Source organism: Pseudomonas sp. BCRC 81390 (genome assembly GCF_030341915.1).
In the GTDB taxonomy this organism is placed as follows: domain Bacteria; phylum Pseudomonadota; class Gammaproteobacteria; order Pseudomonadales; family Pseudomonadaceae; genus Aquipseudomonas.
In genome coordinates, this window is record NZ_JATAAG010000013.1 from 76,814 (window position 1) to 101,337 (window position 24,524).

A 24,524-nucleotide genomic window follows, 5' to 3' on the forward strand; every position below is an offset into this window, starting at 1 on the left:
AACGCCGGTTATCCGGCGCTTGCTTGCCGGTGACGGAAAACTGTACCGGGCTCTTCGCGGGCTCGTTCAAGGCTCGCGGCAAGCGCCATTGGTGAAGGGCCCGGCAAACTTCTTCCAGCCCTCCCCCGGCGGCCATTGCGAACAGACCAGGCGCCCATCCACCTGGCTTTCCCAGCGCCACCACGGCGCGGTGCCGGCCTGAGCCTGGTACAGGCACGCTGCAGCAACCAGTGCGACAAGCAGTTTTTTCATGACGCCCCCCTCAAAAACGACGAACCCCTTCACGACAAAGGGGTTCGTCCTGACACGCTCAACCAGCAACCATCAGGCCATCTGGATGACGGTCTGCATGATGGTGCTTTCGGTGGAGATGGTCTTGGCGTTCGCCTGGTAATTGCTCTGCGCCTTGATCAGCTCGACCAGTTCCTGGGTCAGGTTGACGTTGGAGGCTTCCAGCGAGTTGGATTCGACGCTACCCAGGGTACCGGTCTTCGGCGCATCGATGCCCGGAATGCCGGAGGTGTAGGTCTCGGTCCAGCGGGTACCGCCGATCTGCTGCAGGCCCTGCTCGTTGGCGAAGCTGGCCAGCGCGACCTGGCCGATGGCACGCGACTGCTGGTTGCTGAAGCTGGCGAACAGTACGCCGGTCGAGTCGATGCTCAGGCTCGACAGGATGCCGGTCGCATAACCATCCTGGGACTGCGACATGCGCGCGGTCTCGGTGTTGTACGAGGTGGTGCTGTTCATCGACAGGCGCATGCCGTCGGCATTGCCCGCCGCACCATTGGCGATCCAGTTACCCGCCGAATCTTCCACCGCTGGCACCCAACCGGTCATGGTGAAGGTGTTGTTGGTCACGGTGAACGACGAGCCCGCCGGGTGGCCGGTGTTGTCAGCCGTCATGCCCTTGACCGAGCCGTCGCTGTTGAAGCTGATGGTGCCGGTCAGCGGTGCAGTGGAGGACGGGTCGAACGGGTTGCGCCCGTCAACCAGGGTGTACATGGTCCACTCATTGGTGCCGGTCTTGCGATAGAACTGCTCCATGGTGTGCTCGTTGCCCTGGCTGTCGTACACCTTGGTCGGGAAGGACTTGGTGTAGGTCTTCTGGTCAGCAGGGTCGAACGGCAGGTTCGGCACCATCGCACCGGTACCATCGTCGACTTCCAGCGGGATGTCAGCGGCCGAAGAGTTCAGGTTGATGCCCTGGTCAATCAGGGAAGTGGCCTTGGGCTGCAGTGCCGAGGTATCGATCTGCAGGTCGGTCAGTATGCCCTTCTGGATCTTGCCGGTCGAGTCAGCGGCATAACCCTGCAGGCGCAGGCCGTCCGAGGTCACCACGAAGTTGTCCTTGCTGGCCTGGAAGGCACCGGCACGGGTATAGACGCGCGAGCCGTTATCGGACAGCACGAAGAAGCCCTGCCCCTGGATACCCATGTCCAGCACGTTGCCGGTGTTGTTGACATCACCCTGGGTAAACTGCTGGGAAACGGCCGCCAGACGCACACCATTACCGACCTGGTTCTTGCCCACGCCCAGGCGGTTGGCACCGGCATAGACATCCGCGAACTCGGCGCGCGACGACTTGAAACCGGTGGTGTTGACGTTGGCAATGTTGTTGCCGGTGACATCCAGCTGCTTGTTTGCTGCGTACAGACCGCTAAGGCCGATATTGAAAGACATGAATTCGCTCCTTTTGCCGCACTAATGGGCCTTAGATACCGATGGTTTGCACGTCGGAGAGGGACACTTTGCCAACGCCAGCGAGGTTGAGCACCATTTCGCCGGCGGAACTGAAGCTGACGCTGGTCACCTTGGCCGGCAACAGCGTGTTCATCTGCACGGCCTTGCCATCCACCGTGGTGCTGGCGGTGAAGGTGTACGTACCCGGGTCGACTTTCGCGCCGCTATTGTTGGTACCGTCCCAGATGAAGTCGGCGTAACCGGCCTTCTGCTCACCCAGTTCGATGGTCTTGACGGTGTTGCCGTCCTTGTCCTTGATGGTGATCTTCGCTTCGCCGATGGCTTGCGGCACCACGAACTGCGCGTTGAAGCTTTCGCTGGTATCGACGATAGCCTTGTCGTTCTGCACCACCACCGAGCGACCGACCAGCGACGACGCCTGCAGTGCCTGGGACGAGGCCATGGCACTGGTAATGGCACTGACCGACTCGTTCAGCGAGGTGATACCTTCGAGGCTGCTGAACTGCGCCAACTGGGCAACGAATTCACCGTTGTCCTGCGGGTCCAGCGGGTTCTGGTGCTGCATCTGGGTCACCAGCAACTGCAGGAAGGCATCCTTGCCGAGCGAGTCGGTGCCGGTCTTGGATGCGGTGTCCACGGTCTTCTTGGTGTTGGTACCCACACCCGACGCCGCAAGCACTTCGTTGAGATTCACGCCGGTAGTATCGATTGCCATGGTCTGGTTTCCTTATCACTGACCCAGGGTCAGGACCTTCTGCATCATGCTCTTGGCCGTGTTCATCAGCTCGGCGTTGGTCTGGAACGCCCGGCTGGCGGAAATCATGTCGGCCATTTCCTCGACCACGTTGACGTTCGGGTAGTAGACATAGCCGTCCTTGTTCGCCGCCGGGTGGTTCGGCTCGTAGCGGGCTTCGAGGTTGCTCTGGTCCTCGACGATGCCTTTTACCTGCACGCCTTGCCCGGCTTCGCCCTGGTCTTCGAACAGCGACTGGCTGCTGCCGGCCTGGGCATCCTGGAAGGTCGTGGCGAACACCGGGTGGCGAGCGCGGTAGGTCTGGTCGATGCTCGAGGAAACGGTCTCGGCGTTGGCAATGTTCGAAGCAACGGTGTTCAGGCGCGTGTTCTGCGCACTCATGCCGCTACCGGCAATGTTGAAGACACTGGAAAGGGACATGGTCATTCTCCCCGCAGGGCCGATACCAGCCCTTTGAATTTACTGTTGAGCAAGGTGAAGCTGGCCTGGAAGCCGACCGCGTTTTCGGTGTAGTTCGATTGCTCGATCTGCGCGTCCACGGTGTTCTGGTCGATCGACGGCTGCAGCGGGGTGCGGTACTTCAGGGTATCGTCGGCCATGGCCAGGCCTTCGGCCTCGATGTGCCGGCTGTTGGTGCGGTCGAGGCTGAAACGGCCGCTCTGCTGCTTGTCGCTTTCGGCGGCGAGCACCGAAGCGAAGTCCATGTCGCGCGCCTTGTAGTTGGGCGTGTCGGCGTTGGCGATGTTGTTGGCCAGCACTTCGGCGCGCTGGGCGCGGAAGCCCAGGGCCTTTTCATGGATGCCAAGCGCCTTGTCGAAACTGATGCTCATGTCGGGGAAACCTTCGAAGGTTGACCGGAATATCGTTGGCCAAGCTATAGCAAGGGCTGTGCCAACCAACTGAAAGCCTGCAAATACGGGCTTCCACGGCGAAGTGCTGTCAGAGTGATGCCAGAAAAGCGGCAAAGGCCTTCCGCCCGGAGCGGCGAAAGCGGCAATTGCCAGGCGGCAAAAGCGGCAAAACAAAAAATTGACGTCAGCTTTTCCTGCGCTGGCTTCTCGCCGACGCGCCCGCGAAGCGGCCAGAGCAGACAAACAAAAAGGCCGGCAACTTTCGCTGCCGGCCTTCTGTGCTTACTTGGCCTGGTAGATGATCCCCGGGCTGCACTGCACCATCTGGTAATGGTCCGGCAGTCCGTTCAGCGCCTCGGAAGCGCCAAGGAACAGGTAGCCACCCGGTTTCAGGGTGCCATGGATGCGCATCAGGATGTCCTTCTTCACCTGCGCCGAGAAGTAGATCAGCACGTTACGGCAGAACACCACGTCGAACTTGCCCAGGCTGGCATAGCTGTCGAGCAGGTTGAACGAGCGGAACTCGACACGGCTGCGAATCGCCGGCTTGACCGCCCAGCGCCCCGGCCCCTTGGTATCGAAGTAGCGCTGCAGGCGCTCCTGGGACAAGCCGCGGGCAATCGCCAGGCTGTCGTACTCGCCAGTCTTGCAGTTGGTCAGCATGCTGCCGGACAAATCGGTGGCGACGATCTGCGCGCCCATCTTCAACTGCCCCAGGTTGCTGCGTTCGAACTCGTCGATGGCCATCGAGATGGAGTACGGCTCCTGCCCCGATGAACAGGCCGCCGACCACATGCGCAGGCGCTGCCCGGGGTTGTTGCGGATGAACTCCGGAATCACCTTGTTCTTCAGCACTTCGAACGGGTAGGTGTCGCGAAACCACAGGGTCTCGTTGGTGGTCATGGCATCGACCACCTGCTCGCGCAAGCCACCTCGCGGCTGGGCCTGGATGCGCTGTACCAGCTCACCCAGGTTCTTGATGCCCTGTTGTTCCATCAGCTTGTTGAGACGGCTGGAAACCAGGTACTGCTTGTTATCCCCCAGCAGGATGCCACAGGCTTTCTCCAGGAAGACCCGGAACTGTTCGAAATCCAAATTACCCGTAGACACTTCTGCCGCCTCTTTTCAATCACTGGTGCCGGGGGCTTGCCCCCGGCGCTTTCAATGTGCTGCCTTGATCCGGTCGACCACCCGCTGGGCAAGGTCGTCCGGCTTGAACTTGGCCAGGAAGTCATCCGCCCCGACTTTCTTCACCATTGCCTGGTTGAACACCCCGGAAAGCGAAGTATGCAGGCAGATATGCAGTTTTTGCATGCGTGGATCACTGCGGATCTCCGCGGTCAGCGTGTAGCCATCCATTTCCGGCATTTCAATGTCCGAGATCATCATCAGGAACTCTTCTTCCGGCTTCTTGCCCTCGTCCACCAGCTGACGCAGGTAGTTCAGGGCCTGGCGACCGTCATTGAGCGCCACCACCTCGACCCCTACCGTCTGCAGGCAGCGGCTGACCTGCTTGCGCGCCACCGACGAATCGTCGACGGTGAGCACCCGCAGCAGCACGGCCTTGTCCTGCACCTCGGCATCGACAACCCCGGCCGACACCGACTCGGACGATGGCGCCACTTCGGCCAGCACCTTCTCCACGTCGATGATCTCGACCATGCGGTTGTCCACCCGGGTGACTGCGGTCAGGTAGTGGTCGCGGCCGGTGCCCTTGGGTGGCGGATGGATTTCTTCCCAGTTCATGTTGACGATACGTTCCACCGAATGCACCAGGAAGCCCTGGGTCTTGGTGTTGTACTCGGTAATGATCACGAAGCTGTTGCGCGTGTCTTCCTGCAGCGGCCGCAGCCCGGTGGCCATCGACAGGTCGAGGATCGGGATGGTCGCCCCGCGAATGTTGGCAACGCCGCGCACCACCGGGTGCGCCTTGGGCAGCAAGGTCAGTGCAGGGCATTGCAGCACTTCCCTGACCTTGAACACGTTGATGCCGTATAGCTGTTCGCCATTGAGGCGGAACAGCAGCAATTCCAGGCGGTTCTGCCCGACCAGCTGCGTGCGCTGGTTGACCGAATCCATAACACCTGCCATGCCAGTCTCCTCTACCTTTGAGCCTTTCGGTGCCACTCACCTAGCAAGTCGGCACGGGCTTTGCTTTTTTGAGCGTCATGTACACGAAAACGACATTTTTCCGACGATTGACGCGCCTGCTGACTGGCTCGCTGACCGTGCTGTGCCTGCTGACGCCTGGCGTTCGCACGGTAGCGGACGCGTTTACCTTGCCTGAACAGCTTATCGGTGTCACCCAAGGGTTTCTTGAATTCAGCGTGGAAGATTACCTGGCCACCACCCAGACCGCCGGCCGCTACGAAATCCAGGTCAACCCGCTGGACCCACGCCTGCGCATGCCGCTGTGCAGCCAGCAGCTGGACGCCTCGCTGGAAAGCCCGGCGCAACCGCTGGGCCGGGTTACGGTGAAGGTGCGTTGCGACAGCGCAGCGCCGTGGACCGTGTTCGTACCGGCCACCGTGCGGCTGTTCCGCGAAGTAGTGGTGGCGACCCGCCCGCTGAAGCGCGACAACGTGGTGGGCGAAGGCGACGTGGCCCTGCGCGAGCGCGATGTCGGCACCCTGGGGCAAGGCTTCCTGACCGAACTGGAGCAAGCGGTCGGCATGAAGATGCTGCGCCCCACGGTGATCGACCAGGTGCTCACCCCGCAGCACCTGGAACAGGCCGAGGTGGTGCGCAAGGGCGACCACGTGGTGATCATCGCCCGCAGCGGCAGCCTGAGCGTACGCATGCCCGGCGAAGCGCTGGGCAAGGGTGGCCTGAGCGAGCAGATCCGGGTGCGTAACCTCAATTCCAAACGGGTGGTCAAGGCCAGGGTCACCGGCCCGGGCCAGGTCGAGGTGAGCATGTAGCCAGCCGACATTGCGCTGGCGGTGAGGAACCGCTGCTCTTAAACTGTGTCAGAAAACGGGTTCGCAAGCTTGCCGACAGGCGGCTACGCATTTGTGCCTAAAGTTTCTTTCGGATTGGCCGAAAACAAGGCAAGCGTCCAAATACCCAGAGGTTTCTGATCATGGTCATCGACTTCAGTCGTGTAAATAATTCTCCGTCCGTTACGGGCGGCGTGCGCGGCAACAGCGCATCCGGCAGCGCCGAAAAACCGGCAGCCAGCCAGGAAGCCACCACCAGCGCCAGCGGAGAAGCGGTACACCTCAGCCAGGAGGCACAGCAGTTGCAGAAGATCAGCGACAAGCTGCGCGACGAGCCGGTGGTCAACAGCGCCCGTGTGGCCCAGTTGAAACAGGCGATCGCCGACGGCAGCTACCAGGTCGATGCAGGCCGGGTCGCCAGCAAACTGCTCGATTTCGAAGCCCAGCGCTGACCGTTCGGCGCGCTGACTTCACGGACGCCCAAACAGCCAAGAGTTAGCCATGCACGACACCACCTTGCTGCAACTGATCGAAGACGACATCGCACCGATGCAGGAATTGCTCGACCTCTTGCAGAAGGAGGCCGTTGCTCTGCATGGGCGTGACATGGCGCTGCTGGAAACCATCCTGGCCCGCAAGCAGTCCTTGATCGTGCTGCTGGAGCAGCAAGGCACGCGGCGCAACAACCTGCTCACCAGCCTGGGCCTGAGCGCCAATCGCGCCGGGGTGGAGGCGGTGGCGGCACAATCACCGAACGGTGAACTGCTGCTGCAGCAACTCGACGTCATCAGCCAGTTGATGCAAGCCTGCCAGCAGCTCAACGAGACCAACGGGCGGATCATCCAGGTGCAGCAAAACGTCACCAACAACCAGATCCGCATCCTCATGGGTGGCGACTCGCCGTCGCTCTACGACAGCCGCGGCAGCACGTCGCCGCTGGTCAAGCCACGGGCGCTCAGCCAGGTTTGATTTTTTCTATCAAGGCACGGAACATACTGGCAAAATGCCGTTAATTGCGTGTGTCGCTTTTGCCTGGAGAATCATAAAGCCGTGTTCAATGAATCCGATGCCCCGCAGCCGCCAAAGGTACTGAACACCCCTTTGGAGATTGCGGCCAACTTGCGGCAGCTGCAGGAAAGCCATGACCCTCTGATCATCACCTTCCATGACCGCAGCCAGCGCTTCCAGAGCTATGTGGTGCATGTGGACCGTGAGAGCAATACTCTGGCGCTGGACGAAATGATCCCCCGCGACGGTGAGAAGTACATCGAGAACGGCGAGCACTTCCGCGTCGAAGGTTTTCACGATGGCGTGCGCATTGCCTGGGAGTGCAACCACGCGCTGCGGATCAGCGAGGTCGATGGCCACCGCTGCTACCGCGGCGCCATGCCCCTGGAAATGACCTATCACCAACGCCGCAATGCTTTCCGCGCAGCGCTGAAACTGTCGCAGCTGGTCGACATCATCCTCGATGGCGCCCACCTCAAGGGCAATGGCGCCCTGCGCGGCAAGCTGCTGGATATTTCTGCCACCGGCTGCAAACTGCGCTTCGACGGCAATGTCGAGGATCGCCTGCAACTGGGTCAGGTATACGAGCGCTTCAAGGCAGGCAACCCACTGGGCCTGGTCGATACCATGGTCGAGCTGCGCCACCTGCATTATGAAGAGCGGATCAATACCACGTTCGCCGGCGTGCGCTTCCATAACCTCAGCGGCCAGGCGCAGCGCAAGGTCGAAAGCTTCGTGTACCAGTTGCAGCGTGAAGCGCGGCGGTTCGACAAGGACGACTATTGATCGTCGGCTGCAAGACAACGCCACCTTTCGAGGTGGCGTTTTCATTTGTGTTCTTACAGTGCCGGCCTCTTCGCGGGCGCGCCCGCTCCCACCGGGAAGGCGCAGCCCTCAGGCTTGATGCGGTCCTTGTGGGAGCGGGCATGCCCGCGAAGAGGCCGGCACAGGCTTACACCGACTTGCTGACCTCTTGCGGCTCAGCCGCCGGTTGCCCGGTCCCCTTCTCTTCCGCCTCGGTGTCCTCCGCGGCCACCGGTGCCTGCATCACGTCCTGCACGGTCTGCTCATCCACCCGTGGGTCGAGTGCCGCCGACAACGGCGAACCGGCCGCCGGCATCGCCACGTGGCCCAACGGCGCGTCCTGCACCTGGTGCAGCCCGGTCACCGCTTTAGGCCGGATGCGCCATACCAGTACCAGCGCGAAGAACACGAAGAAGGCGTACAGCATCTGCGCCCCCAGCACCTTCATCAGTACACCCGCCGCCAACGGGCCGATGCACGCGCCCACGCCATAGGTCACCAGCAGCATCGCGGTCAGCGACACCCGCCGCTCGCTCTCCACATGGTCGTTGGAAAACGCCACCGCCAGGGGATACAGGCAGAACTGCAGCAACGAGATCAGGAAGCCCACGCCAAACAGCAACTCCAGCGGCACGCTGGGCAATATCGCCAGCGGCGCCGAAGCCAGCGCCAGGCCCACTGCCACGCTACGGATCAGTACCGCCCGGTCGTAACGGTCCGACAGCCAGCCCAGCGGCCACTGCACCAGCAGGCCGGCGAATATGCAGCTACCCATGAACAGGCCGATCTGCTCGGTGCTCAGCCCCTGGCTCGAAGCATACAAAGGCGCCAGGCCATAGAACGAACCGACGATCAGGCCCGAGCCCAGCACCGTGCTGAGCGACTGCGGCACCCGCTTGAGGAAGAACTTCGGCTCCATCGGTGCCGGGCGCAAGGGCGCCGGGTGGATACGCCGGGTCATTGCCACCGGCACCAGGCACAGGGCGAAACACATGGCCACCAGCATCAGCAGTTCGGGGCCCAACTGCGGGTGCACCACCAGGATCAGTTGGCCGAGCACCAACCCCAGGTACGAAGCGATCATGTAGCCGCTGAAGACCGCGCCGCGGTGCTTCACATCGGCCTGTTCGTTGAGCCAGCTTTCGATGACCATGTACTGGCACATCATGCCCAGGCCGACGATCATCCGCAGCCCGACCCAGGCCGGCAACCAGTTGGTCAGGCCGTGGCCGAGCACTGCCGCGCCGACAATACCGGCGCAGGTGGCATAGGCACGGATGTGCCCAACCCGGCCAATCAGGCGGTGGCCGACCTTGCCGCCGACCGCCAGGCCAAAGTAGTTGGCCGCCATCAACGCACCTACCCACAAACTGTCGACATGGTCAGCCGCCAGGCGCAAGGCCAGGTAGGTACTGAGCAGGCCCGAGCCGATCAACATCATCAGCGCGGCGAAATACAACGACTGAAACGGCTTCCATATATTTCGCATACGTCCCGTGAAGCTCCCTGATCAGGTGGCGGGGTACTAGCAGCATAAGGGCAAACAAGTTCGGATGCAGGCCCCCCGTTAGCGATTCAGGGCGCGAAGGGCGTACCCGGAGCAGGTTGTGTCGCGCTCAGGCCTGTGCCGCCAGCACGCGGCGTTCCCACGGGGTGATCTCATCGAGGAAATCAGCCAGCTCCAGTGCTTTGCTGGCAATGTAGCCTTCGATGAACTCGCTGCCGAACAGTTCCCGCGCCAACGCACTGCGCTTGAGCCGCTCCAGTGCGGCATGCAAGGTGCACGGCAGGGCCAGGTGCTCCGGCACCTCGAACTCGCCCTGGATAGCTGGCGCTGGTTGCAGGCGCTGCTGGATGCCATGCAGCCCGGCGGCCAGGCTGGCGGCGATGGCCAGGTACGGGTTGGCATCGGCGCCGGGCAGGCGGTTTTCCACCCGCCGCGCTGCCGGTGCGCTGGCCGGAATGCGCAGGCCTGCGGCGCGGTTGTCTTCGGACCAGCAGGCATTGTTCGGCGAAGCGTAGGGGTGACACAGACGCTGGTAGGAATTGACGTTGGGCGCGAACAGCGCGGTGAAGTCGGCCATGCACGCCTGCAGGCCAGCGATGAAGTGCTGGAAGGTCTCGCTCGGCAGGCCTTGCTCATCGCTGAACACGTTACGCCCGCTGGCCACTTCCACCAGGCTCTGGTGAATATGCATGGAACTGCCCGGCGTGCGCGCCAGCGGCTTGGCCATGCACACCACGGTCAGGCCGTGCTTGAGCGCCACCTCCTTGAGCAGGTGCTTGAACAGCATGGTCTGGTCGGCCAGCAGCAGCGGGTCGCCGTGCAGCAGGTTGATCTCGAACTGGCTGACGCCCATTTCGTGCATGAAGGTGTCACGCGGCAGGCCCAGCGCGACCATGCACTGGTCAACCTCCTTGAAGAACGGCCGCAGGCCGTTGCTGGAACTGACACTGAATGCCGAATGGCCAAGTTCGCGGCGGCCATCGCTGCCGATCGGTGGCTGGAACGGCTGCTGCGGATCGGGGTTGGGCGCGAAGACGAAGAATTCAAGCTCGGTCGCCACCACTGGCGCCAGACCCAGCGCTGCATAGCGGGCGAGCACTGCCTTGAGCTGGCCGCGAGTGGACAATGCCGAAGGCCGACCGTCCAGTTCGTTGGCATCGCAAATGGCCAGGGCGTGGCCATCGTCGCTCCACGGCAGGCGGTGGACCTGGCTGGGGTCGGCCACCAGCACCAGGTCGCCATCGTCACTGCCATAGTACCTGGCCGGCGGGTAGCCACCCATGATGCATTGCAACAGTACCCCCCGGGCCATCTGCAGGCGACGGCCTTCGCGAAAGCCCGCAGCGGTCATCACCTTGCCGCGCGGAACGCCATTGAGGTCGGGGGTGACGCATTCGATCTGCTCGATGCCTTGAAGGCGTTCGGCAGCCGAGTGGTGGGAGGCGGTACTCATGACGCTTGTCCTTGTTGTAACAGGCTGGCACCCACATTGGCTGCGGGTGTTTAAAATATCAAGCACATTGCTTGTCGCACCCGCGGCCGACCACCACCGCACATGCAGGTGCCCAGCCGGGGCTGGCAGAAACAACCAGGCCTTAAGCAAGCGCTTCCAGACGCTTTTCCAGCGATCGCCGGCTTAGGGTGGCAGCTCATTCCTTCGAGCTGGAGCTTTCATGATTCACGCCAATTTCACTGCGGAACTGCATTGCCGCCATGGCCAGGTCGTCATCGCAGACACATCGTTTTCCACGCACCCTTTCACCAGTGCCGACGAGGACGGTTGGTTGAGCACCGAGGCTGCGCGTAGCCGTGATGGGCGAAACGAGTTCAAACCGGTGCGATTCCATTTTTCGTTCATCAAGCATGACGAAAAGCGTACGCATTACTACATCAGCAGCGCTGAACACTGGGATTACGCGGGCGCGCGACTCGAACGCAACAGCGATGGGTGGCTGGGGCTCTATGGAACACATGTGCTCGGAAGGGTTATCGACAGCGTGAACCCGGTGAACCTGTTCAGTGCCAGGCAATACTGGAAGATACAAACGCTGTCGCCTTGGGATGGCGAGCTGCAGAGCGCCGAAAGCATTGCCTTTTACCTGCGCGACAAGTACGGACATCGGGTAGCGCACACCCGGCCGCCAGTGGATACCTTCGCCCTCAGTTACGGCCATTTCCTCAATGCCGGCGAGCTGCCGGGCGAGGTGCTGAAGTTCCGGCTGCGCAACATTCAGCTGGACTGACACGCGCATCGCCTTGGGCCTGATGATTGCTGACGGCATCGCACTTGCGTGCCGCTCAGCAAATATCAGCGCCCCCTGCTACTCGCGTAGCGTCAGACCATTGGCGGGCAATGGCAGAGCTGTCTTGTAGCGAACCTGTTTCAAGGCAAAGCTGGAACGGATGTTCGCCACCCCCGGCAACCGCGTCAGGTAATCGAGAAACCGCTCCAGCGCCTGGATACTGGGCAACAGCACGCGCAGCAGGTAGTCCGGGTCACCGGTCATCAGGTAGCACTCCATCACCTCGGGCCGTTCGGCAATTTCTTCCTCGAAGCGGTGCAACGCCTGCTCTACCTGCTTTTCCAGGCTCACATGGATGAACACGTTGACGTCCAGCCCCAACACCTCGGGCGACAGCAACGTCACCTGCTGGCGGATCACCCCCAGTTCTTCCATGGCCCGCACCCGGTTGAAACAGGGCGTCGGCGACAGGTTCACCGAGCGTGCCAGTTCGGCGTTGGTGATGCGGGCGTTTTCCTGCAGGCTGTTGAGAATGCCGATATCGGTACGATCGAGTTTGCGCATGAGACAAAATCACCGGTTTTTTGTGTTTATGCGGAATGTTTATCTCCCCTGCCTGGCAAAGGCAACCAACATGAGAGAAAAATTCTCCTGCGGGACCACTAAGATGTAGGGGACGCTGACTTACCAGTCACAAGCCGGTACTCAGCGGCGGCCGCTTCAGAGCTCACAAAAACAAATACCCGAGCGAGCGTAAAAAGCATGAACGAGTACGCCCCCCTGCGTTTGCATGTGCCCGAGCCTACCGGCCGGCCAGGCTGCCAGACCGATTTTTCCTACCTGCGCCTGAACGATGCAGGCCAAGTCCGTAAACCACCTGTCGATGTCGACGCTGCCGACACCGCCGATCTTTCCTACAGCCTGATCCGCGTGCTCGATGAGCAAGGCAACGCGCAAGGCCCATGGGCTGAAGACATCGACCCGCAAGTCCTTCGTCAGGGCATGCGCGCCATGCTCAAGACACGGATCTTCGACAGCCGCATGGTGGTTGCCCAGCGCCAGAAGAAAATGTCTTTCTACATGCAGAGCCTGGGTGAAGAAGCCATCGGCAGCGCCCAGGCCCTGGCGCTGCACCGCTCCGACATGTGCTTCCCTACCTACCGCCAGCAAAGCATCCTGATGGCCCGCGACGTATCGCTGGTCGACATGATCTGCCAGTTGCTGTCCAACGAACGCGACCCGCTCAAGGGCCGCCAACTGCCGATCATGTACTCGGTGCGCGATGCCGGCTTCTTCACCATCAGCGGCAACCTGGCGACTCAGTTCGTGCAGGCGGTCGGCTGGGCCATGGCCTCGGCGATCAAAGGCGACACCAAGATCGCCTCGGCATGGATCGGCGACGGCGCCACTGCCGAATCGGACTTCCACACCGCCCTGACCTTCGCCCACGTATACCGCGCCCCGGTGATCCTCAACGTGGTCAACAACCAGTGGGCGATCTCCACCTTCCAGGCCATTGCCGGTGGCGAGTCGACCACCTTTGCCGGCCGTGGCGTAGGCTGCGGCATCGCCTCGCTGCGGGTTGACGGCAACGACTTCGTCGCTGTCTACGCCGCCTCGCGCTGGGCCGCCGAGCGCGCCCGCCGTGGCCTGGGCCCGAGCCTGATCGAGTGGGTCACCTACCGCGCCGGCCCGCACTCGACCTCGGACGACCCGTCCAAGTACCGCCCTGCCGATGACTGGAGCCACTTCCCGCTGGGTGACCCGATCGCCCGCCTGAAGCAGCACCTGATCAAGATCGGCCACTGGTCCGAGGAAGAACACCAGGCCACCACTGCCGAACTCGAAGCCGCAGTCATAGCTGCGCAGAAAGAAGCCGAGCAGTACGGCACCCTGGCCAACGGCCATATCCCGAGTGCCGCCTCGATGTTCGAGGACGTGTACAAGGAAATGCCCGACCACCTGCGCCGCCAGCGCCAGGAACTGGGGGTTTGAGATGAACGACCATAACAACAGCATCAAACCGGAAACCGCCATGGCCACCACTACCATGACCATGATCCAGGCCCTGCGCTCGGCCATGGATGTCATGCTCGAGCGCGACGACAATGTGGTGATCTACGGCCAGGATGTCGGTTATTTCGGCGGGGTGTTCCGCTGCACCGAAGGGCTGCAGAACAAGTACGGCAAGTCCCGCGTGTTCGACGCGCCGATCTCCGAGAGCGGTATCGTCGGCACCGCCGTGGGCATGGGTGCCTACGGCCTGCGCCCGGTGGTGGAAATCCAGTTCGCCGACTATTTCTACCCGGCCTCCGACCAGATCGTCTCGGAAATGGCGCGCCTGCGTTACCGTTCGGCCGGCGAGTTCATCGCCCCGCTGACCCTGCGCATGCCCTGCGGTGGCGGTATCTATGGCGGCCAGACCCACAGCCAGAGCCCTGAAGCGATGTTCACCCAGGTGTGCGGCCTGCGCACCGTGATGCCGTCCAACCCCTATGACGCCAAAGGCCTGCTGATCGCCTCGATCGAATGCGACGATCCGGTCATCTTCCTCGAGCCCAAGCGCCTGTACAACGGCCCGTTCGACGGCCACCACGACCGCCCTGTCACCCCTTGGTCGAAACACCCGCAAAGCGCCGTGCCCGATGGTTACTACAGCGTGCCGCTGGACAAGGCCGCCATTACCCGCCCCGGCAACGACGTGACCGTGCTGACCTATGGCACCACGGTATACGTGGCCCAGGTGGCCGCCGAAGAAACCGGCGTCGATGCCGAAGTGATCGACCTGCGCAGCCTGTGGCCGCTGGACCTCGATACCATCGTCGAGTCGGTCAAGAAGACTGGCCGCTGCGTGGTGGTACACGAGGCCACCCGCACCTGTGGCTTCGGTGCCGAACTGGTGTCGCTGGTGCAGGAACACTGCTTCCACCACCTGGAGGCGCCGATCGAGCGCGTCACCGGTTGGGACACCCCCTACCCTCACGCGCAGGAATGGGCCTACTTCCCAGGGCCATCGCGGGTAGGTGCGGCATTGAAAAAGGTCATGGAGGTCTGAATGGGCACGCACGTCATCAAGATGCCGGACATTGGCGAAGGCATCGCGCAGGTCGAGTTGGTGGAATGGTTCGTGAAAGTCGGTGACATGATCACCGAGGACCAGGTGGTGGCCGACGTCATGACCGACAAGGCCACGGTGGAAATTCCCTCGCCGGTCAGCGGCAAGGTGCTGGCCCTGGGCGGCCAGCCGGGCGAAGTGATGGCGGTCGGCAGCGAGCTGATCCGCATCGAGGTGGAAGGTAGTGGCAACCATGTGGATGTGCCACAGGCAAAACCGCTCGAAGCCCCCGCCGCCCCGGTGTGCAGCAAGCCGGAACCGCAGCAGGAAACCAGGCCGGCAGCGTACCAGGCGCCTGTCCATCACGAGGCAGCCCCGATCGTGCCGCGCCAGCCAGGCGACAAGCCGCTGGCCTCGCCGGCAGTGCGCAAGCGCGCCCTGGATGCCGGTATCGAACTGCGTTATGTGCATGGCAGCGGCCCGGCCGGGCGCATTCTGCACGAAGACCTCGATGCCTTCATGAGCAAGCCGCAGAGCGCTGCCGGGCAAGCGCCGAATGGCTATGCCAAGCGCACCGACAGCGAACAGGTGCCGGTGATCGGCCTGCGCCGCAAGATCGCCCAGCGCATGCAGGACGCCAAGCGCCGCGTCGCGCACTTCAGCTATGTGGAAGAAATCGACGTCACCGCGCTGGAAGCCCTGCGCCAGCAACTCAACAGCAAGCATGGCGACAGCCGTGGCAAGCTGACCCTGCTGCCGTTCCTGGTGCGCGCGCTGGTCGTGGCACTGCGCGACTTCCCGCAGATCAACGCCACCTATGACGACGAAGCCCAGGTCATCACCCGCCATGGCGCGGTGCATGTGGGCATTGCCACCCAAGGCGACAACGGCCTGATGGTCCCGGTATTGCGCCATGCCGAAGCGGGCAGCCTGTGGGCCAATGCCAGCGAGATTGCGCGCCTGGCCAACGCTGCGCGCAACAACAAGGCCAGCCGCGAGGAACTGTCCGGTTCGACCATCACCCTGACCAGCCTGGGCGCCCTCGGCGGCATCGTCAGCACGCCGGTGGTGAACACCCCGGAAGTGGCGATTGTCGGCGTCAACCGCATGGTCGAGCGGCCGGTGGTGATCGACGGCCAGATCGTCGTGCGCAAGATGATGAACCTGTCCAGCTCGTTCGACCACCGCGTGGTCGATGGCATGGACGCCGCGCTGTTCATCCAGGCCGTGCGCGGCCTGCTCGAACAACCCGCCTGCCTGTTCGTGGAGTGAGCATGCAACAGACTATCCAGACTACCCTGTTGATCATCGGCGGCGGCCCTGGCGGCTACGTGGCTGCCATCCGCGCCGGGCAACTGGGCATCCCCACCGTGCTGGTGGAAGGCCAGGCGTTGGGCGGTACCTGCCTGAACATCGGCTGCATCCCGTCCAAGGCGTTGATTCATGTAGCTGAACAGTTTCACCAGACCTCACGCTTCGCCGGGCCTTCGGAACTGGGCATCAGCGTCACATCGCCACGCCTGGACATCGGCCAGAGCGTGGCCTGGAAGGACGGCATCGTCGACCGCCTGACCACGGGTGTGGCCGCCCTGCTGAAGAAGCACGGCGTCAAGGTGATCCATGGCTGGGCGAAGATCCTCGACGGCAAGCAGGTGGAGGTCGATGGCCAGCGTATCCAGTGCGAGCACCTGCTGCTGGCCACCGGCTCCAGCAGCGTCGAACTGCCGATGCTGCCGCTGGGCGGGCCGATCATTTCCTCGACCGAGGCCCTGGCACCGAAAACCCTGCCGCAGCACCTGGTGGTGGTAGGCGGTGGCTATATCGGCCTGGAACTGGGCATTGCCTACCGCAAGCTGGGCGTACGGGTCAGCGTGGTGGAAGCGCGTGAGCGTATCCTGCCAACCTACGACAGCGAATTGACTGCACCGGTTGCCGAGTCGCTGAAGAAGCTGGGCATCGCGTTGCACCTGGGCCATAGCGTTGAAGGCTACGAAGGTGGCTGCCTGCTGGCCCGGGATGGCCAGGGCGGGCAACTGCGCCTGGAGGCCGACCAGGTGCTGGTGGCCGTCGGCCGCCGACCGCGCACGCAAGGCTTCAACCTGGAATGCCTGGACCTGAAGATGAACGGCGCGGCGATCGCCATCGACGAGCGCTGCCAGACCAGCATGCGTAATGTCTGGGCCATCGGCGACGTGGCGGGCGAACCGATGCTGGCGCACCGGGCCATGGCCCAGGGCGAGATGGTCGCCGAGATCATTGCCGGCAAGGCCCGCCGCTTCGAGCCCAGCGCGATTGCTGCGGTGTGCTTCACCGACCCGGAAGTGGTGGTGGTCGGCAAGACCCCGGAACAGGCCAGCCAGCAAGGGCTGGACTGCATCGTCGCGCAGTTCCCGTTCGCCGCCAACGGCCGGGCCATGAGCCTGGAAGCGAAAAGCGGTTTCGTGCGTGTGGTAGCGCGCCGTGACAACCACCTGATCCTCGGTTGGCAGGCCGTTGGCGTGGCAGTATCCGAGCTGTCGACGGCGTTTGCCCAGTCGCTGGAGATGGGCGCCTGCCTGGAAGATGTGGCCGGTACCATCCATGCCCACCCGACGCTGGGCGAAGCAGTACAGGAAGCGGCGCTGCGCGCCCTGGGCCACGCCCTGCACATCTGATACTGAAGCGGCCAAGGCCGACTTGGCCCGCTGCGCCCAAAGCGCCGCGGGCCCTTTTTCATCCTGGCGACAATCCGGAGCCCGGCGCGGTCGGTGCGGGAGCGCCTGCCTAGCCGGCTATGGCGTTCTTGCCGGCATCCTTGGCCCGGTACAACGCCTGGTCGGCACGCGTCAGCAGGGCATGCTGGTCTTCCCCCGGCTGCCATTGCACCACGCCATAGCTCATGGTCAGCCGGCACTCGCCCACCGGCTCCACCGCAGCCATCACCTGGCGCAATCGCGCCGCCACCTCCAGCGCTTCATCCAGCGAGGTCTGCGGCAGCACCAGGATGAACTCGTCACCGCCCAGACGCGCCAGCACGTCCGGCTCACGCAGGCAGGTGCGCAGGCTGTCGGCCACCCGCACCAGTGCCGCATCGCCCTGAGCATGGCCGTAGCGGTCATTGATCGGCTTGAAGTCGTCCAGGTCCATGGCAATCAGCGCCAATGGCTGGCGGAAACGCTGCGCGCGCTCGCATTCCCGGTTCAAGGCCTTCTCCAGCCGATAACGGTTGGCAATGCGCGTCAACGCATCGCGCTCTGCCAACTCGCGGTTTTCCTCCAACTGGCGCTGCAACTGCTCGTTCACCCAGGACAGCTCGCGGGTGCGTTCGGCCACCAGGCCTTCCAGCGACAGATTCTTCTGCTCCAGCTGCGCCACCAGGCGCTTGCCGGCATCGATGTTGCGGTGGGCGCCAAGCATGCGCGCCACCGAGCCATCTTCGTTACGGGCAATGATGTAGCCACTGTCTTCGACCCACAGGTAGCTGCCGTCGTGACAGCGGCAGCGGTATTCAACCAGATAACGCTCGTTGCGCTGGTTGAGGTATGCCTCGAAATGCGCCATTACCCGAGGGTAGTCTTCCGGGTGAATCACGCTTTCCCAGGTGAGCACCGAATTGGCCAGCGAATGGCTGGGGTAGCCGAGCATGGCGTACCAGCCGGGGTTGCGGTAGACGTAGCCGGTGTTGGCATTCCAGTCCCAGATACCGTCGCTGATCAGATCGAACAAGGTATGCAGTTGCTGGTCACTGAAGCCGGCAGGTACCGGCGCGGTTTGCTGACTCATGGCCCTCTCCCTGATGCCCAGCAACTGCGCTCCGATCAAGGGGCTGCCGACAAGGTGGTAAATGCCGCAGGTGGCAAGATCATTTCCTGACGGGCAAGCATATGCCCAGCGTGCCGCCATCGGAATAGCGGCCAGGCTCATTTTTTCGATATTGACAACTGGCGTGCCAACTCAGCCGAAGTCGGGCCTGGAGACATGGAAAGGGGGAAGGTGAAATGGCGTCCCAGGCAGGAATTGAACCTGCAACCTTCCCCTTAGGAGGGGGATGCTCTATCCAATTGAGCTACTGAGACGCTGGCACCGGCAGCGAGCGCTGCACAGCGGGACGGCCAGCATGTTAACCAGCATGCTGGCGTTTGTCATGCCTCAACCAGGCTTTTTCGCGTAATCCTTTTCTACCAATGCTACACCCGCGCCAGCACACCTTCATCACGCAGCAGCGCGAACAGGCTTTCGACCGCTGTCTCCAGGGTCGTGGAGTTGTCCAGCACGTGCACCGTCGGGTCGGCCATCGCCTGCAAGTACTCATTACGGGCCAGGCGCTGCTCGATTTCGTCCGCGGTTTCCCGGCCACGTGCGTGCAAGCGTTGGCGCAGTACTTCGGGCCTGACCTGGACCCGCACCGCCAGAAGATTGGGGTAGCGCTTGCGCGCTTCGGCCAGATAAGCCCGCGAGCCATTCACCAGTACTGCCCTGCCCTCCGCCAGCCAGTGGTCAACCTGCCGGGGAATACCGTAATCCAGGCCATTGGCGCACCAGTGCATGGCAAACGCACCGTGCGCACGCAGCGCCTCGAACTGTTCGGCCGTGACGCCATGGGCAGCTTCGCCCTTGGCTTCGGCCGAGCGGGTAATCACGCGGCGGGCAATTTCCACCCCGGCGGCTGCAAGTCGCTCACGTGAAGCGTCGATCAGGGAATCTTTCCCTGAGCCCGACGGTCCTACCAGGTATATCAACCGGCCTGTCCCTGATCGGCGGTCGCTTGCGTCATGTTGCATAGCCACTATGCTCTATGGAAGGAAACCGGCGCATTTTAGGGCTTTTCTCGGACTTTTGTTGCGTTTTACCAGTTTTTGACGGAAAAAGACTGACAGTTTCATCAGCCGGCGCATGTAAAACTTTTCAAACCAGTGCTCATTTCTGATAATTGGTACTGGCACAAAGCCTTTATCCAGATCACTATTTGTCACAGAATTGACGCCAAGGAAACGGCGACCATGAGGCAAGATGAACATCCATTTTTCACTGGCGGTTGAACATTTTGTCGTCGCCACGGTCGTACTACCACCCCGTGCGGCCAATTTGAGAACCGCTTCCCCTGAACCAAAATCCGGTCAATTTATATGCGCCCAATGAAACAGGCTATTTATTCGAGCCGCACTGCTGACAAGTTCGTCGTCCGCCTGCCAGACGGGATGCGTGAGCGCATTGCCGAGGTAGCGCGCAACCATCACCGCAGCATGAACTCCGAGATCATCGCCCGCCTGGAGCAGAGCCTCATCCAGGAAGGTGCGTTGGGCGACGAGCTGAGCATGCGCATGGACAGCCCTGAACTGTCCCTGCATGAGCGCGAGCTGCTGCAACGCTTCCGCCAGCTGTCCCACCGCCAGCAGAACGCACTGGTCGCCCTCATCGCTCACGATGTGGAAATGGCCGCCGACGCCTCCTGAGGCGTTCAGCGAACATGAAAAAGCCAGCGCAAGCTGGCTTTTTTTATGGGCGGATAATCCTGCAACAAACGCGCTCCCACGGGGATCGCGTAGGCGCAAGAAGCCGGGTTACAGCAGGAACAGCGTGGCCAGGCCGAGGAAGATGAAGAAGCCGCCACTGTCGGTAACCGCAGTGATCATCACACTGGAGCCCATTGCCGGGTCGCGGCCCAGGCGCGTCAAGGTCATCGGAATCAGCACACCCATCAAGGCCGCTAGCAGCAGGTTCAAGGTCATTGCCGCAGTCATCACCAGGCCCAGCGACCAGCTGCCATACAGCCAGAACGCCACCACCCCGATCACCCCGCCCCAGATCAGGCCGTTGAGCAGCGATACCGCCAGCTCCTTGCGCATCAGCCGGCTGGTGTTGCCTGGCGATACCTGGTCCAGCGCCATGGCGCGCACGATCATGGTGATGGTCTGGTTGCCGGAGTTACCACCGATACCTGCCACGATCGGCATCAGGGCCGCCAGGGCCACCAGCTTCTCGATCGAGCCTTCGAACAGGCCGATCACCCGCGAAGCGACAAAAGCGGTAATCAGGTTGATGGCCAGCCAGGCCCAGCGGTTGCGCAGCGAACGCCAGACCGAGGCAAAGATGTCCTCCTCCTCGCGCAGACCGGCCATGTTCAGCACTTCGCTTTCGCTTTCTTCACGAATCAGGTCGACCATCTCGTCGATGGTCAGACGGCCAATCAGGCGCTCGTTCTTGTCCACCACCGGCGCAGACACCAGGTCATAACGTTCGAAGGCTTGCGCCGCATCATAGGCATCTTCCTCGGGGTGGAAGGACACGGGGTCGGTCGCCATGACCTCCGCCACCTTCTTCTCCGGGTCGTTGACCAGCAGCCGCTTGATCGGCAACACGCCCTTGAGAATGCCGTCATAGTCGACCACGAACAGCTTGTCGGTGTGGTTCGGCAGTTCTTTCAGGCGGCGCAGGTAGCGCAGCACCACTTCCAGGCTGACGTCTTCGCGGATGGTGACCATCTCGAAGTCCATCAACGCACCGACCTGTTCCTCGTCGTAGCTCAACGCCGAACGCACGCGCTCGCGCTGCTGGGCATCGAGGGTTTCCATCAACTCGTGGATAACGTCACGCGGCAGCTCGGGCGCCAGGTCGGCGAGCTCGTCGGCGTCCATTTCCTTGGCGGCGGCGAGCAGCTCGTGATCGTCCATGTCGGCGATCAGCGACTGCCGCACGGCGTCGGAAACTTCCAGGAGGATGTCGCCGTCGCGATCCGAGCGCACCAGCTGCCAGACCGTCAGGCGGTCTTCCAGCGGCAAGGCTTCGAGGATGTAGGCGATGTCGGCAGGGTGCAGGTCATCGAGCTTGCGCTGCAGCTCGACAAGGTTCTGGCGGTGGACCAGGTTTTCCACCAGGTCGTGGTGGGCACCTTCCTGACGGTGCGTCAGGTCTTCGACCACGCGCTGGCGTTGCAGCAGCTCGACTACCTGGGCCAGGCGGTCTTGCAGGCTTTCCTGCGCTTTTTTTACTTCTACTTCAGTCATAGGCGAACTCCACTCCCAGCAGCGGAGCACGCCAGGAGAATCAATCGGTCAGATCTTTCTGTACGAATCTTGTTAGCGAGTAACTACTGGGTAAGTCCATGGTGGTTTTCCACAAGCCCCGGCGGGGCTGACGGGCGCAATCATACACTGCTAAAGCTGTCAGATCGCTGAAAATTTTGGCCAGAACAATCGTTTGCGTGATAAAGCTGGGACAACGCTCGAAGCTATCAGTGCGACGGCGGGTCTGGCGGTTAAAGCACATGTGTTGTGCCTGGATGTGCATGCCTGAGGGGGTTGGTCTCGGGCCCTGCCCCGGCCCCAAAGCCAAACGCCACATCTACAGGAGAGCTTAGATCGACATCACCAACAATTCATTGGCGAAGAAAACAAAAAGCCCGCTCAATCGAGCGGGCTTCTTGATGGGGTATGGCGGACTCAGGAGGATTCGAACCTCCGACCGCTCGGTTCGTAGCCGAGTACTCTATCCAGCTGAGCTATGAGTCCGTGGTGGTATTTTTAGACCAGGTTACCACTGGTTGGTTGAAGTCGCTTTGCAAGCAGAGCCACTTCAAAAGTGGCGGACTCAGGAGGATTCGAACCTCCGACCGCTCGGTTCGTAGCCGAGTACTCTATCCAGCTGAGCTATGAGTCCGTGGTTGGTATTTTTAGACCAGGTTACCACTGGTGGTTTGAAGCAGCCTTGCAAACAAAGCCACTTCAAAAGTGGCGGACTCAGGAGGATTCGAACCTCCGACCGCTCGGTTCGTAGCCGAGTACTCTATCCAGCTGAGCTATGAGTCCGTGTCTTGCCGCGCATTATAGGTCGCTGAAACATTTTTGCAAGAACTTTTTCGTTTAAAATCAACTACTTAGCGTTCTTACTGTTTACAGCGCCCTAAGCGAATAATGGCGGTGAAGGGGGGATTCGAACCCCCGATACCCTTATGAGGTATACTCCCTTAGCAGGGGAGCGCCTTCGGCCACTCGGCCACCTCACCGCAACACGAGGCGAATATTAAACACAGCCTTCCTCGTTTGCAACCCTTTTTTTGAAAAAAACTTCAAAAAAATTAAAGGCTTGGCTCCTCGTCCTTCTCCTTCTTGATCCGCAGGTAGATTTCCTCGCGGTGAACGGCCACTTCTTTCGGGGCGCTGACGCCAATACGCACCTGGTTGCCTTTGACACCGAGCACCGTCACGGTGATCTCGCCGTCTCCAATGATCAGGCTCTCGGCGCACCGACGAGTCAGAATCAACATAGCTTTCTCCTTACGCGAAACATACAGGGGTAACAGTCTTGGGTATCGCGGCCAGGCCGTGGACGACGACTCGGGCCTCGGTTGCCCGCCACGCAGGGTTGGACAGGACCTGCGTGGCAAGCAGAAACGCGAAGGGCGCGGCAAGCCGCGCCCTTCCAGGCAGCGATTTACTCGCTCTGTCGTGCCGGAGCGTCGAGCTCGAACGCGGTGTGCAGCGCGCGTACGGCCAGCTCCAGGTACTTCTCTTCGATCACGACCGAAACCTTGATCTCGGAGGTGGAGATCATCTGGATGTTGATGCCCTCCTTGGCCAGGGCTTCGAACATGCGGCTGGCAACACCGGCGTGCGAACGCATGCCGACGCCAACGATCGAGACCTTGGCGATCTTGGTGTCGCCGATCACTTCACGGGCACCGATTTCACGCGCGGTGTTCTCCAGCACGCTCTGCGCCTTCTCGTACTCGTTGCGGTGCACGGTGAAGGTGAAGTCGGTGGTGTTATCGTGGGCAACGTTCTGCACGATCATGTCGACCTCGATGTTCGAGGCGCTGATCGGGCCGAGGATCTTGAAAGCCACGCCCGGGGTGTCCGGCACGCCGCGAATGGTCAGCTTGGCTTCATCACGGTTGAAGGCGATACCGGAAATGATCGGCTGTTCCATGGATTCCTCTTCATCAATGGTAATGAGGGTACCCGGACCCTCCTTGAAGCTGTGCAGCACGCGCAGCGGAACGTTGTACTTGCCGGCGAACTCCACCGAACGGATCTGCAGCACCTTGGAACCGAGGCTGGCCATTTCCAGCATCTCTTCGAAGGTGATCTTCTCCAGGCGCCGGGCCTGTGGCACGACGCGCGGGTCGGTGGTGTAGACGCCATCGACGTCGGTGTAGATCTGGCACTCGTCGGCCTTCAGCGCTGCCGCCAGGGCAACGCCGGTGGTGTCGGAGCCGCCACGGCCCAGGGTGGTGATGTTGCCGTGCTCGTCGACGCCCTGGAAGCCCGCTACCACGACCACGCGGCCTTGCTTGAGGTCGGCACGGATCTTCTGGTCGTCGATCTGCAGGATGCGCGCCTTGTTGTGCGCACTGTCGGTGAGGATGCGCACCTGGTTGCCGGTGTAGGACACCGCTGGCACACCGCGCTTGATCAGAGCCATGGCCAGCAGGGCAATGGTGACCTGCTCGCCGGTCGACACGATCACGTCCAGCTCGCGTGGAACCGGCTGATCGCTGATCTGCTTGGCCAGGTCGATCAGGCGATTGGTTTCACCGCTCATGGCCGACAACACAACCACCAGGTCATCGCCCGCCTCACGGTGTTTCTTGACCTTATCGGCTACCTGCTCGATCCGCTCGATGGAACCGACAGAGGTGCCGCCAAATTTCTGTACGATCAACGCCATTTCAATGGTGCCTCAGC

Annotated in this window: 25 protein-coding genes and 5 tRNA genes; 10 read left to right on the plus strand and 20 right to left on the minus strand. The window is 61.9% G+C overall.

Annotated features, from left to right (window positions below):
- Window positions 1-66: 66 nt before the first annotated feature.
- From QSV36_RS06945 to QSV36_RS06975, 7 genes are all read right to left on the minus strand, one after another.
- Window positions 67-252: a hypothetical protein gene (locus QSV36_RS06945; RefSeq protein ID WP_289130957.1), complete on the minus strand. Its 186-nt coding sequence runs from the start codon at window positions 250-252 to the stop codon at window positions 67-69.
- 72 nt (window positions 253-324) lie between these two features.
- Entirely contained in the window at window positions 325-1,680 is a 1,356-nt protein-coding gene (gene flgE, locus QSV36_RS06950) for a flagellar hook protein FlgE (RefSeq protein WP_289130958.1), read from the minus strand.
- 31 nt (window positions 1,681-1,711) lie between these two features.
- The gene (gene flgD / locus QSV36_RS06955) at window positions 1,712-2,416 is read right to left on the minus strand and encodes a flagellar hook assembly protein FlgD (RefSeq protein WP_289130959.1); all 705 of its coding nucleotides are present in this window, start codon (window positions 2,414-2,416) and stop codon (window positions 1,712-1,714) included.
- Window positions 2,417-2,431: 15 nt separating this feature from the next.
- Window positions 2,432-2,875, minus strand: coding sequence for a flagellar basal body rod protein FlgC (gene flgC / locus QSV36_RS06960; RefSeq protein WP_085623112.1), 444 nt, complete (start codon window positions 2,873-2,875; stop codon window positions 2,432-2,434).
- 2 nt (window positions 2,876-2,877) lie between these two features.
- Window positions 2,878-3,285: a flagellar basal body rod protein FlgB gene (flgB, locus tag QSV36_RS06965; RefSeq protein ID WP_225778706.1), complete on the minus strand. Its 408-nt coding sequence runs from the start codon at window positions 3,283-3,285 to the stop codon at window positions 2,878-2,880.
- 303 nt (window positions 3,286-3,588) lie between these two features.
- Window positions 3,589-4,416 carry a protein-glutamate O-methyltransferase CheR gene (cheR, locus tag QSV36_RS06970; protein WP_289130960.1) on the minus strand — a complete coding sequence of 276 codons (828 nt, stop codon included), beginning with the start codon at window positions 4,414-4,416 and terminating at the stop codon, window positions 3,589-3,591.
- Between the two features lie 51 nt (window positions 4,417-4,467).
- Complete coding sequence (locus tag QSV36_RS06975) at window positions 4,468-5,397, minus strand: chemotaxis protein CheV (RefSeq protein WP_170031172.1); 930 nt, start codon at window positions 5,395-5,397, stop codon at window positions 4,468-4,470.
- Window positions 5,398-5,474: 77 nt separating this feature from the next.
- Here QSV36_RS06975 and flgA point away from each other — a divergent pair, with 77 nt between their 5' ends.
- The 4 genes from flgA (at window position 5,475) to QSV36_RS06995 (ending at window position 8,039) form a co-directional block, all read left to right on the plus strand.
- Window positions 5,475-6,227 (plus strand): flagellar basal body P-ring formation chaperone FlgA, encoded by a 753-nt coding sequence (flgA, locus tag QSV36_RS06980; RefSeq protein WP_289130961.1) that lies wholly within the window; start codon window positions 5,475-5,477, stop codon window positions 6,225-6,227.
- Window positions 6,228-6,388: 161 nt separating this feature from the next.
- Window positions 6,389-6,697, plus strand: coding sequence for a flagellar biosynthesis anti-sigma factor FlgM (gene flgM, locus QSV36_RS06985; RefSeq protein ID WP_225778710.1), 309 nt, complete (start codon window positions 6,389-6,391; stop codon window positions 6,695-6,697).
- 49 nt (window positions 6,698-6,746) lie between these two features.
- Window positions 6,747-7,214 carry a flagella synthesis protein FlgN gene (locus QSV36_RS06990; protein WP_289130962.1) on the plus strand — a complete coding sequence of 156 codons (468 nt, stop codon included), beginning with the start codon at window positions 6,747-6,749 and terminating at the stop codon, window positions 7,212-7,214.
- Between the two features lie 81 nt (window positions 7,215-7,295).
- A complete protein-coding gene (locus tag QSV36_RS06995; protein WP_289130963.1) occupies window positions 7,296-8,039 on the plus strand; it encodes a flagellar brake protein in 744 nt (247 codons plus the stop codon).
- 166 nt (window positions 8,040-8,205) lie between these two features.
- Here the strand turns inward: QSV36_RS06995 and QSV36_RS07000 are convergent, their stop codons facing one another.
- Both QSV36_RS07000 and QSV36_RS07005 read right to left on the minus strand, forming a co-directional pair.
- Window positions 8,206-9,546: an MFS transporter gene (locus QSV36_RS07000; RefSeq protein WP_289130964.1), complete on the minus strand. Its 1,341-nt coding sequence runs from the start codon at window positions 9,544-9,546 to the stop codon at window positions 8,206-8,208.
- A gap of 127 nt (window positions 9,547-9,673) precedes the next feature.
- Entirely contained in the window at window positions 9,674-10,915 is a 1,242-nt protein-coding gene (locus QSV36_RS07005) for a glutamine synthetase family protein (protein WP_289131181.1), read from the minus strand.
- Between the two features lie 322 nt (window positions 10,916-11,237).
- Here QSV36_RS07005 and QSV36_RS07010 point away from each other — a divergent pair, with 322 nt between their 5' ends.
- A complete protein-coding gene (locus tag QSV36_RS07010; RefSeq protein WP_289130965.1) occupies window positions 11,238-11,807 on the plus strand; it encodes a hypothetical protein in 570 nt (189 codons plus the stop codon).
- 78 nt (window positions 11,808-11,885) lie between these two features.
- Here the strand turns inward: QSV36_RS07010 and bkdR are convergent, their stop codons facing one another.
- Entirely contained in the window at window positions 11,886-12,371 is a 486-nt protein-coding gene (gene bkdR / locus QSV36_RS07015) for a Bkd operon transcriptional regulator BkdR (protein ID WP_186688672.1), read from the minus strand.
- 198 nt (window positions 12,372-12,569) lie between these two features.
- Here bkdR and QSV36_RS07020 point away from each other — a divergent pair, with 198 nt between their 5' ends.
- From QSV36_RS07020 to lpdA, 4 genes are read left to right on the plus strand one after another with little or no spacing between them, the layout of a single operon-like run.
- Entirely contained in the window at window positions 12,570-13,802 is a 1,233-nt protein-coding gene (locus tag QSV36_RS07020; protein WP_289130966.1) for a 3-methyl-2-oxobutanoate dehydrogenase (2-methylpropanoyl-transferring) subunit alpha, read from the plus strand.
- A 1-nt stretch (window position 13,803) separates the two neighbouring features.
- Entirely contained in the window at window positions 13,804-14,862 is a 1,059-nt protein-coding gene (locus QSV36_RS07025; RefSeq protein ID WP_170031188.1) for an alpha-ketoacid dehydrogenase subunit beta, read from the plus strand.
- Window positions 14,863-16,134 carry a dihydrolipoamide acetyltransferase family protein gene (locus QSV36_RS07030; RefSeq protein ID WP_289130967.1) on the plus strand — a complete coding sequence of 424 codons (1,272 nt, stop codon included), beginning with the start codon at window positions 14,863-14,865 and terminating at the stop codon, window positions 16,132-16,134.
- A 2-nt stretch (window positions 16,135-16,136) separates the two neighbouring features.
- Entirely contained in the window at window positions 16,137-17,516 is a 1,380-nt protein-coding gene (lpdA, locus tag QSV36_RS07035) for a dihydrolipoyl dehydrogenase (RefSeq protein WP_289130968.1), read from the plus strand.
- Between the two features lie 109 nt (window positions 17,517-17,625).
- Here the strand turns inward: lpdA and QSV36_RS07040 are convergent, their stop codons facing one another.
- The 3 genes from QSV36_RS07040 to phnN form a co-directional block, all read right to left on the minus strand.
- A complete protein-coding gene (locus QSV36_RS07040) occupies window positions 17,626-18,624 on the minus strand; it encodes a sensor domain-containing diguanylate cyclase (protein WP_289130969.1) in 999 nt (332 codons plus the stop codon).
- 216 nt (window positions 18,625-18,840) lie between these two features.
- Window positions 18,841-18,917 (minus strand) — tRNA-Arg (locus QSV36_RS07045).
- A gap of 111 nt (window positions 18,918-19,028) precedes the next feature.
- Entirely contained in the window at window positions 19,029-19,622 is a 594-nt protein-coding gene (gene phnN / locus QSV36_RS07050; RefSeq protein WP_289130970.1) for a phosphonate metabolism protein/1,5-bisphosphokinase (PRPP-forming) PhnN, read from the minus strand.
- Between the two features lie 345 nt (window positions 19,623-19,967).
- On the opposite strand from phnN, the gene QSV36_RS07055 reads away from it, so the two are divergent.
- Window positions 19,968-20,294, plus strand: coding sequence for an Arc family DNA-binding protein (locus QSV36_RS07055; protein ID WP_060480503.1), 327 nt, complete (start codon window positions 19,968-19,970; stop codon window positions 20,292-20,294).
- Between the two features lie 108 nt (window positions 20,295-20,402).
- Here QSV36_RS07055 and mgtE read toward each other — a convergent pair whose 3' ends face one another.
- From mgtE to QSV36_RS07090, 7 genes are all read right to left on the minus strand, one after another.
- Window positions 20,403-21,845 carry a magnesium transporter gene (gene mgtE, locus QSV36_RS07060; RefSeq protein ID WP_170031207.1) on the minus strand — a complete coding sequence of 481 codons (1,443 nt, stop codon included), beginning with the start codon at window positions 21,843-21,845 and terminating at the stop codon, window positions 20,403-20,405.
- Window positions 21,846-22,272: 427 nt separating this feature from the next.
- Window positions 22,273-22,349, minus strand: a tRNA-Arg gene (locus tag QSV36_RS07065).
- A 71-nt stretch (window positions 22,350-22,420) separates the two neighbouring features.
- Window positions 22,421-22,497: transfer RNA gene (locus QSV36_RS07070), tRNA-Arg, on the minus strand.
- Window positions 22,498-22,569: 72 nt separating this feature from the next.
- A tRNA-Arg gene (locus QSV36_RS07075) sits at window positions 22,570-22,646 on the minus strand.
- A gap of 106 nt (window positions 22,647-22,752) precedes the next feature.
- A tRNA-Ser gene (locus tag QSV36_RS07080) sits at window positions 22,753-22,843 on the minus strand.
- Window positions 22,844-22,915: 72 nt separating this feature from the next.
- Entirely contained in the window at window positions 22,916-23,104 is a 189-nt protein-coding gene (csrA, locus tag QSV36_RS07085) for a carbon storage regulator CsrA (protein ID WP_003254503.1), read from the minus strand.
- 167 nt (window positions 23,105-23,271) lie between these two features.
- Window positions 23,272-24,507, minus strand: a complete 1,236-nt coding sequence (locus tag QSV36_RS07090) for an aspartate kinase (protein ID WP_170031209.1) — start codon at window positions 24,505-24,507, stop codon at window positions 23,272-23,274.
- Window positions 24,508-24,524: the final 17 nt, after the last annotated feature.